11 protein-coding genes and 4 tRNA genes are annotated in these 15,573 nt (G+C 62.0%); 3 read left to right on the forward strand and 12 right to left on the reverse strand.

What is annotated here, in order from left to right; all coding sequences use genetic code 11:
• Positions 1 to 3: 3 nt before the first annotated feature.
• On the reverse strand, positions 4 to 1,422 hold the full coding sequence (gene leuC, locus CGA22_RS17000; RefSeq protein WP_041023755.1) for a 3-isopropylmalate dehydratase large subunit: 1,419 nt from the start codon (positions 1,420 to 1,422) through the stop codon (positions 4 to 6).
• Positions 1,423 to 1,578: 156 nt separating this feature from the next.
• Here leuC and CGA22_RS17005 point away from each other — a divergent pair, with 156 nt between their 5' ends.
• Positions 1,579 to 2,469 (forward strand): LysR family transcriptional regulator, encoded by an 891-nt coding sequence (locus CGA22_RS17005; RefSeq protein ID WP_041023756.1) that lies wholly within the window; start codon positions 1,579 to 1,581, stop codon positions 2,467 to 2,469.
• A 66-nt stretch (positions 2,470 to 2,535) separates the two neighbouring features.
• Entirely contained in the window at positions 2,536 to 5,814 is a 3,279-nt protein-coding gene (locus CGA22_RS17010) for an EAL domain-containing protein (RefSeq protein ID WP_188258652.1), read from the forward strand.
• A 70-nt stretch (positions 5,815 to 5,884) separates the two neighbouring features.
• Here CGA22_RS17010 and CGA22_RS17015 read toward each other — a convergent pair whose 3' ends face one another.
• From CGA22_RS17015 to uvrB, 11 genes are all read right to left on the reverse strand, one after another.
• On the reverse strand, positions 5,885 to 6,337 hold the full coding sequence (locus tag CGA22_RS17015) for an Hsp20 family protein (RefSeq protein ID WP_041023758.1): 453 nt from the start codon (positions 6,335 to 6,337) through the stop codon (positions 5,885 to 5,887).
• A gap of 120 nt (positions 6,338 to 6,457) precedes the next feature.
• Positions 6,458 to 7,417: a tRNA dihydrouridine synthase gene (locus CGA22_RS17020; RefSeq protein ID WP_041023759.1), complete on the reverse strand. Its 960-nt coding sequence runs from the start codon at positions 7,415 to 7,417 to the stop codon at positions 6,458 to 6,460.
• A gap of 78 nt (positions 7,418 to 7,495) precedes the next feature.
• On the reverse strand, positions 7,496 to 7,954 hold the full coding sequence (locus CGA22_RS17025; protein ID WP_041023760.1) for an acyl-CoA thioesterase: 459 nt from the start codon (positions 7,952 to 7,954) through the stop codon (positions 7,496 to 7,498).
• A gap of 45 nt (positions 7,955 to 7,999) precedes the next feature.
• Positions 8,000 to 8,833 (reverse strand): alpha/beta fold hydrolase, encoded by an 834-nt coding sequence (locus CGA22_RS17030; RefSeq protein WP_041023761.1) that lies wholly within the window; start codon positions 8,831 to 8,833, stop codon positions 8,000 to 8,002.
• Between the two features lie 29 nt (positions 8,834 to 8,862).
• Entirely contained in the window at positions 8,863 to 9,402 is a 540-nt protein-coding gene (locus CGA22_RS17035; protein ID WP_041023762.1) for a TetR/AcrR family transcriptional regulator, read from the reverse strand.
• A gap of 184 nt (positions 9,403 to 9,586) precedes the next feature.
• A tRNA-Glu gene (locus tag CGA22_RS17040) sits at positions 9,587 to 9,662 on the reverse strand.
• A 76-nt stretch (positions 9,663 to 9,738) separates the two neighbouring features.
• Positions 9,739 to 9,814, reverse strand: a tRNA-Ala gene (locus CGA22_RS17045).
• Positions 9,815 to 9,867: 53 nt separating this feature from the next.
• Positions 9,868 to 9,943, reverse strand: a tRNA-Glu gene (locus CGA22_RS17050).
• A gap of 78 nt (positions 9,944 to 10,021) precedes the next feature.
• Positions 10,022 to 10,097, reverse strand: a tRNA-Ala gene (locus CGA22_RS17055).
• Positions 10,098 to 10,243: 146 nt separating this feature from the next.
• Complete coding sequence (gene gltX / locus CGA22_RS17060; protein WP_041023763.1) at positions 10,244 to 11,725, reverse strand: glutamate--tRNA ligase; 1,482 nt, start codon at positions 11,723 to 11,725, stop codon at positions 10,244 to 10,246.
• A 213-nt stretch (positions 11,726 to 11,938) separates the two neighbouring features.
• The gene (uvrB, locus tag CGA22_RS17065; RefSeq protein WP_041023764.1) at positions 11,939 to 13,954 is read right to left on the reverse strand and encodes an excinuclease ABC subunit UvrB; all 2,016 of its coding nucleotides are present in this window, start codon (positions 13,952 to 13,954) and stop codon (positions 11,939 to 11,941) included.
• A gap of 332 nt (positions 13,955 to 14,286) precedes the next feature.
• Here uvrB and CGA22_RS17070 point away from each other — a divergent pair, with 332 nt between their 5' ends.
• A complete protein-coding gene (locus tag CGA22_RS17070; RefSeq protein WP_024776484.1) occupies positions 14,287 to 15,483 on the forward strand; it encodes an amino acid aminotransferase in 1,197 nt (398 codons plus the stop codon).
• Positions 15,484 to 15,573: the final 90 nt, after the last annotated feature.

Genomic DNA, 15,573 nt, shown 5'->3' on the forward strand with positions numbered 1-15,573 from the left:
CCTTCAGATCAATTCACGGACGTCGACGAAACGGCCATTGACGGCAGCCGCCGCGGCCATGGCCGGGCTGACCAGGTGGGTACGCCCACCGGCGCCCTGACGGCCTTCGAAGTTACGGTTGGAGGTGGAGGCGCAATGCTCGCCCGACTCCAGGCGGTCCGGGTTCATCGCCAGACACATCGAGCACCCTGGCTCACGCCACTCGAAACCGGCCTCGATGAACACCTTGTCCAGCCCTTCCGCTTCGGCCTGGGCCTTCACCAGGCCCGAACCCGGCACCACGATGGCCTGCTTGATGGTCGAGGCGACCTTGCGGCCCTTGGCAATTATCGCAGCGGCGCGCAGGTCTTCGATCCGCGAGTTGGTGCAGGAACCGATGAACACGCGGTCGAGCTGAATGTCGGTGATCGCCTGGTTCGCGCTCAAGCCCATGTACTTCAAGGCGCGGACGATGGAGTCACGCTTGACCAGGTCCATCTCCTTGGCCGGGTCCGGTACGTTCTGATCCACCGCCAGGACCATCTCGGGCGAAGTGCCCCAGCTGACCTGCGGCTTGATCTGGGTCGCATCGAGCTCGACCACCGTGTCGAACTTCGCGTCGGCGTCGGACACCAGGTCTTTCCAGGCCTCCACCGCCAGGTCCCATTCGGCGCCTTTCGGGGCGAACGGACGGCCCTTGACGTACTCGACGGTCTTTTCATCGGCGGCCACCAGGCCCACGCGGGCACCGGCCTCGATGGACATGTTGCAGATGGTCATGCGGCCTTCGACAGAGAGGTCGCGGATCGCGCTGCCGGCGAACTCGATGGCATGGCCGTTACCGCCGGCGGTGCCGATCTTGCCGATCACGGCCAGGACGATGTCCTTGGCCGTCACGCCGAACGGCAGCTTGCCCTCGACGCGCACCAGCATGTTCTTCATTTTCTTGGCCACCAGGCACTGGGTGGCGAGCACATGCTCGACCTCGGAAGTGCCGATGCCGTGGGCCAGGGCGCCGAACGCACCGTGGGTGGAGGTGTGGGAGTCGCCGCAGACCACGGTCATGCCGGGCAAGGTCGCGCCCTGCTCCGGGCCGATGACGTGGACGATGCCCTGGCGCACGTCGTTCATCTTGAATTCAACGATGCCGTATTCGTCACAGTTGTCATCAAGGGTCTGGACCTGCAAGCGCGACACCTGGTCGACAATGGCTTCGATACCACCCTTGCGCTCCGGGGTGGTCGGCACGTTGTGGTCCGGGGTCGCGATGTTCGCATCGATCCGCCAAGGCTTGCGCCCGGCCAGGCGCAGCCCTTCGAAGGCTTGCGGCGAAGTCACTTCGTGGATGATGTGACGGTCGATATAGATCAGCGCCGAGCCATCGTCGCGCTGCTTGACCAAATGCGAATCCCAGAGCTTGTCGTAGAGCGTTTTGCCGGCCATCAGACGGTTCCTCATCAGCTTGTTTCTATGCCCCGGATTTTGAATGACTCAATAACCCTTTGGCTTGTGAGGCTGATGTTATGGGGCTACATTAAATAACTCAAATTCATAATTTTTATACTTTGCATAACCAACAGGAATTCGACCGGGATCGCCATGGACCTCGCCAACCTCAACGCCTTTATTGCCATTGCCGAGACGGGCAGTTTCTCCGGCGCCGGTGAACGCCTGCACCTGACCCAGCCGGCCATCAGCAAGCGTATCGCCGGCCTGGAACAACAGCTCAACGTCCGTCTGTTCGACCGGTTGGGCCGTGAAATCGGCCTGACCGAGGCCGGTCGGGCCCTGCTGCCGCGGGCCTATCAGATCCTTAATGTGCTGGATGACACCCGTCGCGCCCTGACCAACCTGACCGGCGAAGTCACCGGACGGCTGACGCTCGCCACCAGCCATCACATCGGCCTGCACCGCCTGCCGCCTTTATTGAGGGAGTTCACCCGACGTTACCCACAAGTGGCGCTGGACATTCAGTTCCTGGATTCGGAAGTGGCCTACGAAGAAATTCTCCACGGACGGGCGGAACTGGCGGTCATCACCCTCGCTCCCGAGCCGCATGCGTTGATGCGCGCCACGCCGGTGTGGGACGACCCCCTGGATTTCGTGGTGGCGCCGGAACATGCGCTACTGGACAGCAGCGCGGTCAGCCTGGCGGACATCGCCCTGCACCCCGCGGTTTTCCCGGGGGGCAACACCTTTACCCATCACATCGTCCGACGTCTGTTCGAGGCCCAGGGTCTGACACCGAACATCGCCATGAGCACGAATTATCTGGAAACCATAAAGATGATGGTCTCCATCGGCCTGGCCTGGAGCGTCCTGCCGCGCACCATGCTCGACGATCAGGTGGCGCGCATCCCTTTGCCGGGCATACAGCTCAGTCGGCAGCTAGGCTATATCTTGCACACTGAACGGACGCTGTCGAATGCTGCGCGCGCTTTCATGTCCTTACTGGACGCACAAATCGATCTGCCAGGGACAAGGGCATAGGTTGTGCTACTCCTATAGAGCCGAAATGCCTGCGCTTAACGCCCAATTGCCAAGGCTCGCTAGATAATGCCCAAGCCCGCTGACCATCTCCCGCCCCTGCCGCGTATCCAGGCGCTTGACCCGAAACGGTCCGAGCAAAGCTGGGACAGCGCGCCGCAGTTACTGGCCGCGCTGAACGGTGCGCGACTGGGGGCCTGGTCGTGGGACATCGACACCGGGCGGATCAGTTGGTCCAGAGGCACCCAGGCGCTGTTCGGCTTCGACCCGCGCCAGCCGCTGCCGGCGGACGTGGATTACCTGGACCTGCTATTGCCCGAGGATCGGGCCAAGGCCATCCGCGCCTTTCACGCGGCAGTGGCCGGCGCGCCGCTGGAACAGGCGATGCACCATCGCATTGTCTGGCCCGACGGCAGCCTGCACTGGCTGGAAATCAGCGGCAGCGTATCGCCCGACAAGCACGGACGACCGCGCATGATCGGGGTCATCCGTGAGATCACCCACCAGCGCGAGCGCGAACAGGCTTTGCGCAGCTCGGAGAAACGCTTCGCCACGCTCTTTCACCTCTGCCCGAACATGGTGCTGCTGACCCGCCAGGAAGACGGGCTGATCAGCGAAGCCAACCAGTATTTCGAAAGCCTGTTCGGCTGGCCGGTGCACGATGTCATCGGCCGTACCACCCTGGAACTGGGTTTGTGGGTCGATCCCAGCCAGCGGGCGAAGCTGGTGGAGGCGACCAAGGCCAAGGGCGAACTGGTAAGCATGGAGGTGGAGTTTCGCGCCAGTAACGGTCAGATCCACAACGGCATCCTCAGCGCGCAGAAGGTCGAACTTGAAGGCCAGCCCTATCTGCTGAGCACGTTTCTCGACACCACGGAACGCAAATTGGCCGAGCTGGCCCTCAAGGACAGCCAGGAACGTCTCGACCTGGCCCTCGACTCGGCGCAACTGGGCACCTGGGACTGGCACATCCCCAGCGGCATGCTCTACGGCTCGGCCCGCGCCGCGCAGCTCCATGGCCTGGAGCCCAAGCCGTTCCACGAATCATTCGACGCCTTTTTCGAAGGGGTGCCCGACGAAGAGCGCAACAACATGCGCAATGCGTATCGCAGTCTGCGCGAAGGCCCGGCGGGCAATTATCAACTGACCTACCGCGTGCAACTGCCGGATGGCAGCTCCCGTTACCTGGAGAGCCGCGCCCGCCTCTACCGCAACGAAGACGGCAGCCCCCAGCGCATGGCCGGCACCTTGCTGGACATCACCGACCAGGTGGAACGCGAGCAGAGTCTGGCGGCGTCGGAGGAAAAATTTGCCACGCTGTTCCAGGTCAGCCCCGATCCGATCTGCGTCACCCATCAGGAAAGCAGCCGCTTCCTCGAGATCAACTCCAGCTTCACCCAGACCTTCGGCTGGTCCGCCAGTGACGTGATCGGCCGCAGCGCCGACGAAATCGGCCTCTGGGACGCTTCGGGCAACAGCCTGCAGCGCATCGAACGGGTGATTCGCGAGCAATCGCTGAACAACGTTGCCATTGTCGTCCATCACAAGAACGGCCAGCCGCTGACCTGCGTGATCTCCAGCCGGCAGATCAACGTCAGCAACCAGCCCTGCATCGTCACCACCCTGCGGGACATCACCCAGCAACAACGCTCCGAAGCAGCCCTCAAGGCCAGCGAGGAAAAATTCGCCAAGGCGTTCCACTCCAGCCCTGACGCCATCACCATCACCGAACGCGAAAGCGGCCGCTACCTTGAGGTCAACGACGGCTTTTGCCGCCTGACCGGTTACCGCGCCGACGAAGTGATCGGGAACACAGTGTATGAGGTGGGCATCTGGGCCGAGGAAAAACAGCGCGCAACCCTGCTGGCCGAATTGCAACTCAAGGGTCGCGTGCATCACCAGGAAATGCTTGGGCGCAACAAGCGCGGGGAAATGCTCACCGTTGAGGTGTCGGTCGAGCCGATTACGCTCAACGAGACGGACTGCCTGCTGCTGACCGCGCGGGACGTGAGCCTGCTGCGCAACGCCGAGGCCCAGATCCGTCACCTGGCCTATCACGACCCGCTGACCAATCTGCCCAACCGAGCCTTGCTGATGGACCGGCTCAGCCAACAGATCGCCCTGCTCAAGCGCCATAATCTGCGCGGTGCGCTGCTGTTCCTCGATCTTGACCACTTCAAGCACATCAACGACTCCCTGGGGCACCCGGTGGGTGACACGGTGCTGAAAATCATCACCGCGCGCCTGGAAGCCAGCGTTCGCCTGGAGGACACCGTCGCGCGCTTGGGCGGTGACGAATTCGTGGTGCTGCTCAGCGGCCTGGAAGGCACCCGCAACGAAGTCAGCGAGCAGGTGCAGAAACTGGCCGACACCCTGCGCGAACTGCTTTCGGAGCCGATGTTCCTCGACGGCCAGCGACTGCAGGTCACGCCCAGCATCGGCATGGCGCTGATTCCCGACCACGGCTCCACCCCGACCGATCTGCTCAAGCGCGCCGATATCGCGCTCTATCGCGCCAAGGACTCAGGGCGCAACACCTCGCAGATGTTCCATGCCACGATGCAGAAGGCGGCCAGTGAACGGCTGCGCATGGAAACCGATCTGCGCCAGGCCCTGGCCCGCGACGAGTTCAGCCTGCATTTCCAACCTCAGGTCGACGCCCGGGACAACCGTATCGTCGGTGCCGAAGCGCTGGTGCGCTGGCATCATCCCGAACTGGGCGCGCAGTCGCCCAACGAGTTCATCAAGGTCCTGGAAGACAGCGGGTTGATCCTTGAAGTGGGCACCTGGATCCTCGATGAAGCCTGTGATGGCTTCAAGCAATTGATTGCCAAGGGCAAGATCGATCCGCAGCGGTTCAGCCTGTGCGTGAACATCAGCCCGCGGCAGTTCCGTCAGAGCGATTTCGTCGAACGCATCGAGAACAGCCTCGCGATCCACGGCCTGCCCTGCACCATGCTGAAACTGGAAATCACCGAAGGCATTGTGATCCAGAACCTGGACGACACCATCGGCAAGATGCGCCGCCTCAAGAAACTGGGGGTGAGCTTCGCCATGGACGACTTCGGCACCGGTTATTCGTCGCTGACCTACCTCAAGCGCTTGCCGGTGGACACACTGAAAATCGATCAGTCATTCGTGCGCGACGCCACCAGCGACCCCAACGACGCCGAAATCATCCGCGCCATCGTCGCCATGGCCCGCAGCCTCAACCTGGAAATGATTGCCGAAGGCGTGGAAACCCTGGAGCAGCTGCACTTCCTGCAGGGGCTCGATTGCCATCTGTACCAGGGTTATCTGCATAGCCGGCCGTTGCCGCTGGATGCGTTCGAGCGGTTGCTGCCCTGACTACTCTTCGGGCATACAGCCAGACATGAAAAAGGGCGCCCTTTCGGCGCCCTTTTTCAGTGGCGATGCATCAGTTCTGCAGCGCGGGTTGTTGCTGCGCACCGTTGATCGGGATGCGCTTGGCTTTCGCCTCTTCCGGAACCACCCGCAACAGGTCGATGCTCAACAGACCGTTGCTCAGGCCGGCGGACTTGATCTCGATATGATCCGCCAACCGGAAGGACAGCTTGAACGCACGCTGGGCGATGCCCTGATGCAGATAGGTCACGCTGTCGTTGCTGGCCTCGCGCTTACCGCCGCTGATGGTCAGCACACCTTTTTCCACCTGCAGGTCCAGGTCTTCTTCCCGGAAGCCAGCGGCGGCGACTACGATACGGTATTCATCATCACCGTATTTTTCCACGTTGTAGGGTGGATAGCTGCTGCCCGGTTCGTTGCGCAGGGCGGTTTCGAACAGGTCGTTGAAACGGTCGAAGCCTACCGAGGAACGGAACAGAGGGGCCAGCGAAAATGCAGTACTCATGATTCAAATCTCCTGAAAAGTTCAGCAAGGTTTTTTGTCTCCGCGACCCGAATTCGGCATCGCGTACCCCTTATCTAGGGGCCGCCAAATACTTTTCAAGAGCTTTTTTCGAAATTTTTTTCAGGCCGCTTCGGTGCGCTGCACACCCAACAAATGGCCCACGGCGTCGAGCTCGGTTTCCCGACGCAGCGCGGTAAACAGCTCGACCGCTTCGGGATAATTGCGGGTCAGCATCGCCAGCCACTGCTTCAACCGCCCAGGTGCCTGACGCGGGGTCAGTTGGTCGACCACTTGTCCCCAGAAATCCTGAAGCATCGGTTGCAGCTCGGCCCAGGACATTTCCACCACCTCTTCACCGGCGCGGGCGGCGGCGATCTGCCGGGCCAGGTCCGGACGGGAAACGAGACCACGACCGAGCATGATGTCCTCTACGCCGCTGATTTCACGGCAACGACGCCAATCTTCGACGCTCCAGATATCCCCGTTGGCGAACACCGGCACCTTGACCACTTCCTGGACCCGGGGAATCCACTCCCAATGGGCCGGCGGCTTGTAGCCGTCAGTCTTGGTCCGCGCATGCACCACGATGTGCGCCGCCCCGCCTTCGGCCAGCGCCGTGGCGCAGACCAGCGCACCGTCCGGACTGTCGAAGCCCAGGCGCATCTTGGCCGTGACCGGAATGTGCCTAGGCACCGCGCGACGGACATGTTCGACGATCTCGTTGAGCAGTTCCGGTTCCTTGAGCAACACCGCACCGCCCCGGGACTTGTTCACCGTCTTGGCCGGGCAGCCGAAATTCAGGTCAACGACCTCCGAACCCAATTCGCACGCCAACGCAGCGTTTTCCGCCAGGCACACCGGGTCGGAGCCCAGCAACTGCACCCGCAGCGGCACGCCGGCAGCGGTCCGGGCGCCGGTCAGCAGTTCTGGGGCGAGCTTGTGGAAATAGGCCGGTGTGAGCAGGCGGTCATTGACGCGGATGAACTCGGTCACGCACCAGTCGATACCACCGACGCGCGTCAGGACGTCCCGCAGGATGTTGTCGACCAACCCCTCCATGGGCGCCAGGGCAATTTGCATGGGAAACGCACTCAACGAAAAAACGTGCGGCAGTCTACCGGATTCTGTGGAAGCGAGCCTGCTCGCGATCTCGGTGGATCAGTTGACCAGGACGCCGGATGCACCATGGGCCGCCAGCGCCGGACCATAGCCTTCGATGAACTCCGGCGGCATGCGCTTGGGCTTGCCGGTGGAAAGTTCGATGCAGACAAATGTGGTCTGCGCCCGCAGCACGGTGGTGTTGTCGCTGGGGCGGATCAGCTGGAAATGCCGGGTCATCTTCAGTCGCTGGTCCCAGTCGACGATCCAGGTGGCCAGTTGCAATTCGTCGCCTTCATAGGCAGCCGCCAGGTAATCGACTTCATGGCGTACCACCGCCATCGCCCGGTCCAGCCGGCGATACTCCGCCAGGTCCAGCCCCAGGCGCTGGGAATGGCGCCAGGCACAGCGTTCGAGCCAGGTGACGTAGACCGCGTTGTTGGCGTGGCCCAGTCCGTCGATGTCTTCGGCGGCTACTTGAAGATCAATGATGAACGGTGTTGCCCGATCCCAGCCCATGCCCCTCTCCTGGTCGAATGTGGATCGGGGCAGTGTACCGGATGCTCAGGCCGATTGCCGTGCCTGCAGACTGCGCCCGGCCAGCAGCGATAACACGCCATCGATGACGCGGGGATCAGCCAGCACCCGCTGGTGCCCGCCCTGGGGCAAGCGCAGCAGACGGCTGTCAAACCAGGCCTCATGAATCAACTGCGACTCGTTGACCGAGACGGAGGTGTCGTCCTCGGCGTGGACGATCAACCCCGGCACATCCAGCTGATAATGCGCAACGTCCAACTTCGAGGCGCGCATGCCCACATCGCGTTCCACCTGACGAATGAACGCCGAACGCGCCTGGGGCGGCAGGCCCATCAGGCGGGCGAAGCCGCGCAGCACCCCAAGAATGCGCGCAGGTGCGGCGATACTGACCAGCGTCTCGGTGCGCAACCCCAACTGGACCGCAAGCATGGCACTGGCCCCGCCCATGGAATGCCCGATCACCGCTTGCAGCGGCGGCAGTTCCGCCGCGGCTTCGAGCATCGCCCTGGCGAACGACAGGACATTCGCCTCACGGCCAGGCGAGCGACCATGGGCAGGGCCGTCCAATGCAACCACCGTGTAGCCGGCACCCACAAGCGCCGCGATCAGCGCAGCGAACTGCGTTGGCCGCCCTTCCCATCCATGCATCATCAAGACGGTCGGGCCTTTGCCCCAGCGCAGGGCCGAAAGACCGAAGCGCAAGGTGATGCGCTCGGAGCTCGCCAGTAACGGCAACTCCCAGTCCCGTGGCGGCAGGTTCCGGGGATGCATGAACAGCGCGCGCATCTTCTTCGCCACTAAATGCGGAGCTACCCGCCCCAGCGTGCCGTTGACACCACGAATCCAGCTCAATCTGTCCATCGCTCTTCTCCCACGGCTTGCGCCTTAGCTCACCGCACCGCGGATTTGGCGGCGCGCAGCACACGATCCGATAACTCTCCCGGGCCCAACGCCCGGGCCAGGGCCAGACCGCCGACCATCAAGGCAATGTCGGCGAGAGCCTTGTCGGCGTCTTCCGGGCTGGCCGCCAACTGCGCGGCCATTAACTCGATGTGTTCGTTGAGCACTTCACGAAACGGATCCGGCAGCCGTCCCAGCTCACCGATCGACGCCGGGATCGGGCAAGCGTTTTCGGTGGAGTCCCGATGCTTGCGCGACAGGTAGAACGCCGCCACCAGGGCGCGCCGCTCTTCGCCGGTCAGTTCGGCATCCATGTCGGCGATCAAGCCGCGACGTCGAGCGAGCAGCTGCTTGAAAGCCTCCAGCATCAACGCATCCTTGCTTTCGAAATGGGCGTAGAACCCGCCCACCGTCAGCCCGGCCGCGCCCATGACCTCGCCCACGCTCGGCTCGGCCGGACCACGCTGAATCAGCGCGTCGCTGGCGGCCTTGATAATGCGTTCACGGGTCTGTGCTTTTTTATCGCTCATCGTTTGCCTCCGAATATTACGATCACAATATTATTCGCATAATAATTTTCCGCAAGCAGAATCTCGATCCGCTGGTCGGCTGTATATTTTTTCGAGGATAGGAGAATTGGCTGAACGCCAGACAAACAAAAGGGCCATTCAAGAATTGAATGACCCTTATAAAATCCCGCAGAGCGGGTAATCGTGGCGTCCCCTAGGGGACTCGAACCCCTGTTACCGCCGTGAAAGGGCGGTGTCCTAGGCCACTAGACGAAGGGGACACAAACCTTCTTGCTTGATCAGTGCTGAGAACTGATCGATTCAAGGCCGGTGTGGCCAGACCTTGAACCTGACGATTGGTGGAGCTAGACGGGATCGAACCGTCGACCTCTTGCATGCCATGCAAGCGCTCTCCCAGCTGAGCTATAGCCCCGGATTTTTCGCCTCGCGGCGGAGCGACATCTTGCAACATCGCTTCTGTAAAACTGGCGTCCCCTAGGGGACTCGAACCCCTGTTACCGCCGTGAAAGGGCGGTGTCCTAGGCCACTAGACGAAGGGGACGCAAACCCTTCTAACTGCTGATCAACGCTGAGTGTTGATCGCTTCAAGGCCGGTGTGGCCAGACCTTGAAGTGTAAATTGGTGGAGCTAGACGGGATCGAACCGTCGACCTCTTGCATGCCATGCAAGCGCTCTCCCAGCTGAGCTATAGCCCCTCATCGCTGAGGACGGGGCGAATCTTAAGGGCGTATCGGAGGGCTGTCAAATTTATTTTCAACAAATTTGAAAATTTTTTGCCGGGATAACAATCACTTACCGACAAACCCCGGAAAACCGGGGCATGCCCTGCCCTGATGACCGCTTAGGCAATCGCGCCCAGCAGTTTTTCCCACTCCTTGTTTTCCTTCTTCGACACGCCACCGAGCAGATCGATGGCCTGACGCAGGCGGAAACGGGTCAGGTCCGGCCCGAGGATTTCCATCGCATCGAGCACCGACACCGAGCTGGCCTGGCCGGTAATGGCGGCGAACATCAGCGGCATGGCGTCACGCAATTTCAGCTCCAGGGATTCGACCACGGCCTGGATGGTCGCGGTGATGCTGTCCTTTTCCCATTGGCGCAGGCTTTCGAGCTTCCACAGGATCAATTGCATCAGCTGGCGCACCTGATCGCCCGAGAGCTTCTTGGACTCGAACAGCTTCGCATCCGGCGTCACGCCACCGGCAAAGAAGAAGCCGGCCAGCGGCGCGATCTGGCTGAACGTCTCCACCCTGCCCTGCACGTGGGGAGCGATCTTCATCATGTACTCGGGGTTCAATGCCCACTTCTGCACCCGTGCGGCGAACTCTTCCACCGGCAGGTCCCGCAGCCACTGACCGTTGAGCCAGGACAGTTTCTCGATGTCGAAGATCGGACCGCCCAGGGACACCCGCGACAGGTCGAAATGCTCGACCATTTCCTGCAGCGAGAACTTCTCACGCTCGTCCGGCATCGACCAGCCCATGCGACCCAGGTAGTTGAGCATCGCCTCGGGCATGAAGCCCATGCGCTCGTAGAACGTCACCGAGGTCGGGTTCTTGCGCTTGGACAGCTTGCTCTTGTCCGGGTTACGCAGCAGCGGCATGTAGCACAGTTGCGGTTGCTCCCAGCCGAAATACTCGTAGAGCAGGATCAGTTTTGGCGCCGATGGCAGCCATTCTTCACCGCGCAGTACGTGGGTGATACCCATCAGGTGGTCGTCGACCACGTTGGCCAGGAAGTACGTCGGCAAGCCGTCGGTCTTCATCAGCACTTGCATGTCCATGCGATCCCACGGGATCTCGACATCGCCACGCAGCATGTCCGGCACCACGCAGACGCCTTCGCTCGGCACTTTCATGCGGATCACGTGGGGCTCGCCAGCGGCCAGGCGACGGGCGACTTCTTCCTTGGACAGCAGCAGCGCGCGGCCGTCGTAGCGCGGGGTTTCGCCACGGGCCATCTGCTCGGCGCGCATCTGGTCCAGTTCTTCAGCGGTGCAGAAGCAGGGGAACGCATGCCCCATGTCCACCAGTTGCTGGCAATACTGCTTGTAGATATCACCACGCTCGCTCTGCCGGTACGGGCCGTGCGGCCCGCCAACGTCAGGACCTTCGCTCCAGTCGATGCCGAGCCAGCGCAGGGCGTCGAAAATCTGCTGTTCGGACTCGCGCGTCGAACGCAGCTGGTCGGTGTCCTCGATCCGCAGGATGAACTCACCGCCGTGCTGCTTGGCAAAGCAATAGTTGAACAAAGCGATGTAGGCGGTGCCGACATGGGGATCGCCAGTGGGCGAAGGCGCGATGCGGGTACGGACGGTGGTCATGGCATGTCTCGGAAAGAAGGTAAAAGCGAAGATCAAACAAGGGGCGAATGGTAGCAGGCGATGGTAGGCGGGCTCCAGTCAAAGGGATTTGTGCATCTGTCAGACCGCGTCGTCCTCAATCGCGAGCAGGCTCGCTCCCGCACTGGGTGGCGTTCACAAATCCCTGTGGGAGCGAGCCTGCTCGCGATGAGGCCCTTAAGGCCACTGCAAAACTCAGACAGTGAGCAGCCGCTCGCGCAACTTGCCGATCTCGTCCCGCAACTGCGCCGCCGCCTCGAACTCCAGGTCCCGGGCCAGTTGATACATCTTCTCTTCCAACTGACGGATGCGCTTGGTGATTTCGCTCGGTGAACGCAGCTCCGCTTCGTAGCGGGCGCTTTCTTCGGCGGCCTTGGCCATGCCCTTGCGCTTCTTGCTGCGCGAACCGGGCACGGTGGCACCTTCCATGATGTCGGCCACGTCCTTGAACACCCCTTTGGGCGTGATGCCGTTGGCCAGGTTGAAGGCGATCTGCTTGTCACGACGGCGCTCGGTCTCGCCGATGGCCCGCTCCATGGAACCGGTGATGCGGTCCGCGTACAGAATCGCCCGGCCGTTGAGGTTACGCGCCGCCCGGCCGATGGTCTGGATCAGCGAGCGCTCGGAACGCAGGAATCCCTCCTTGTCAGCGTCGAGAATCGCCACCAGCGACACTTCCGGCATGTCCAGGCCTTCGCGTAGCAGGTTGATACCCACCACCACGTCGAAGGTGCCCAGGCGCAAGTCGCGGATGATCTCGACCCGCTCCACCGTGTCGATGTCCGAGTGCAGGTACCGCACCCGCACGCCATGGTCGGCCAAGTAATCGGTGAGGTCCTCGGCCATGCGTTTGGTCAGGGTGGTCACCAGGACCCGTTCGTCGATGGCCACGCGCTTGTTGATTTCCGAGAGCAGGTCGTCGACCTGGGTCAGCGCCGGACGCACCTCGACCTGCGGGTCCACCAAACCGGTCGGCCGCACCACCTGCTCGACCACCCGGCCGGCGTGCTCAGCCTCGTAGTTGCCGGGGGTGGCCGAGACAAAGATGGTCTGCGGGCTCACGCTTTCCCACTCATCGAAGCGCATCGGCCGGTTGTCCAGCGCCGAAGGGAGGCGGAAGCCGTATTCCACCAGGGTTTCCTTGCGGGACCGGTCGCCTTTGTACATCGCGCCGACCTGGGGCACGCTGACGTGGGATTCGTCGATCACCAGCAAGGCATCGGCCGGCAGGTAGTCATACAAGGTCGGTGGCGGCGCACCCGCCGGACGGCCCGACAGGTAGCGCGAGTAGTTTTCGATGCCGTTGCAGTAACCCAGCTCGAGGATCATCTCCAGGTCGAATCGGGTCCGCTGTTCCAGGCGCTGGGCTTCCACCAGCTTGTTGTTCGAGCGCAGGTACTCCAGGCGCTCCTGGAGTTCGGCCTTGATCCCGTCAATGGCGTCCAACAGGGTTTCTCGCGGCGTGACGTAATGGCTCTTGGGGTAGAAGGTGAAGCGCGGCAGCTTGCGGATCACCTCGCCGGTCAGCGGGTCGAACGCCGAAATGCTCTCCACTTCGTCATCGAACAGCTCGATGCGGATCGCCTCCAGGTCGGATTCAGCCGGGTAGATGTCGATCACATCGCCGCGCACCCGGAACGTCGCCCGGGCGAAGTCCATGTCGTTGCGGGTGTATTGCAGGTCCGCGAGGCGACGGAGCAAGGCACGCTGGTCGAGTTTGTCGCCGCGATCCACGTGCAGCACCATCTTCAGGTACGTTTCCGGACTGCCCAGGCCGTAGATGCACGACACCGTGGTGACGATGATCGCATCCTTGCGCTCCAGCAACGCCTTGGTCGCCGACAGCCGCATCTGCTCAATGTGGTCGTTGATCGAGGCGTCCTTCTCGATGAAGGTGTCCGACGATGGCACGTAGGCTTCCGGCTGGTAGTAGTCGTAGTACGAGACGAAATATTCCACCGCGTTGTTCGGGAAGAACGCCTTGAACTCGCCATACAGCTGCGCCGCCAGGGTCTTGTTCGGTGCCAGCACCAGGGTCGGGCGCTGCACCTGGGCGATCACATTGGCGATGCTGAAGGTCTTGCCCGAACCGGTCACACCGAGCAACGTCTGGTGGGCCAGTCCCGCCTCGATGCCTTCGACCATCAGGCGGATGGCTTCCGGCTGGTCGCCAGCGGGCTTGAATCGGGTGACTAGCTGGAATTCAGACATAACATAACCCCTGGGTTCACGCCTGTCGGCCAGGCGACGGGAATGAGGAAGACCGAAACGACTGTTGTCGCCCGAGGAAAAAGCTGGAATGCAGACAATGTGGAGGTGAATGCCTTCGCTTTCAAGACGAACGTCCTACGCGCCTTGGAGTCTTTGACGCGGCGAAGGGACTAACGGTCGAAAAAAATCGAAAATACTTACCGTAAAAACCGAATCGCCTGTCGCCGTGTCCGGTGATGGCCTCTATACTAGCTCCCCGTTTGTGCACCGCTCTAGTGCATCCGGCTGGAGCGCCACACGTCCCTCCACACTCCATTCAGAGCCGCGCACTAATGAGCCTGTTTTCCGCTGTCGAATTGGCACCCCGCGACCCAATCCTGGGCCTCAACGAAGCATTCAACGCCGACACCCGTACCGATAAGGTCAACCTGGGCGTGGGTGTTTACTGCAATGAAGAGGGGCGCATTCCGCTTCTGCGCGCCGTTGTCGAAGCCGAGACGATTCGCGTGGCTCAGCACGTTTCCCGTGGCTACCTGCCCATCGACGGCATCGCGGCCTATGACCAGGCGGTCCAGACCCTGCTGTTCGGCAAGGACTCGCCACTGATCGCCTCCGGCCGCGTGATCACCACCCAGGCCGTGGGCGGCACCGGCGCACTGAAGATCGGTGCCGACTTCCTCAAGCAACTGCTGCCTGACGCCGTCGTGGCCATCAGCGACCCGAGCTGGGAAAACCACCGCGCCCTGTTCGAAACCGCCGGTTTCCCGGTGCAGAACTACCGCTACTACGACGCCGCCACCCACGACGTGAACCGTACCGGCCTGCTGGAAGACCTCAATGCCCTGCCCGACCGCTCGATCATTGTGCTGCACGCCTGCTGCCACAACCCGACCGGCGTGGACCTGAGCCCCGAGGACTGGAAAAACGTCCTGGCCGTGGTCAAGGCCAAGAACCATGTGCCGTTCCTGGACATGGCCTACCAGGGCTTCGGCGATGGCATTGATGAAGACGCCGCGGCCGTGCGCCTGTTCGCCGAATCGGGCCTGACCTTCTTTGCGTCCAGCTCGTTCTCCAAGTCGTTCTCCCTGTACGGCGAGCGCGTCGGCGCCCTGTCGATCGTCAGCGAGTCGAAGGAAGAAAGTGCTCGCGTGCTGTCCCAGGTCAAACGCGTGATCCGCACCAACTACTCCAACCCGCCGACTCATGGCGCCAGCATCGTTGCCGCCGTGCTCAACAGCCCCGAGCTGCGGGCCCAGTGGGAAGCCGAACTGGCGGAAATGCGCCTGCGGATCCGCGGCATGCGCAACCAGATGGTGGACATGCTGGCCAAGGCCGCGCCGCACCGCGATTTCAGCTTCGTCGCACGCCAGCGCGGGATGTTCTCCTATTCCGGCCTGACCGTTGAACAAGTGACGCGCCTGCGCAACGAGTTTGGCATCTATGCCCTGGACACCGGTCGCATCTGCGTGGCCGCGCTGAACCAGAACAACATCGATGCGGTGACCAAGGCGATTGTTCAGGTGATCTGAAAACCCGCATAAAACCTGTGGGAGCGAGCCTGCTCGCGATGGTGGAGGGTCATCCAACATCAATGTTGAATGATGCGCCGCCATCGCGAG

The sequence above is a fragment of the Pseudomonas sp. PSB18 genome (genome assembly GCF_014596565.1).
In the GTDB taxonomy this organism is placed as follows: Bacteria; Pseudomonadota; Gammaproteobacteria; order Pseudomonadales; family Pseudomonadaceae; genus Aquipseudomonas.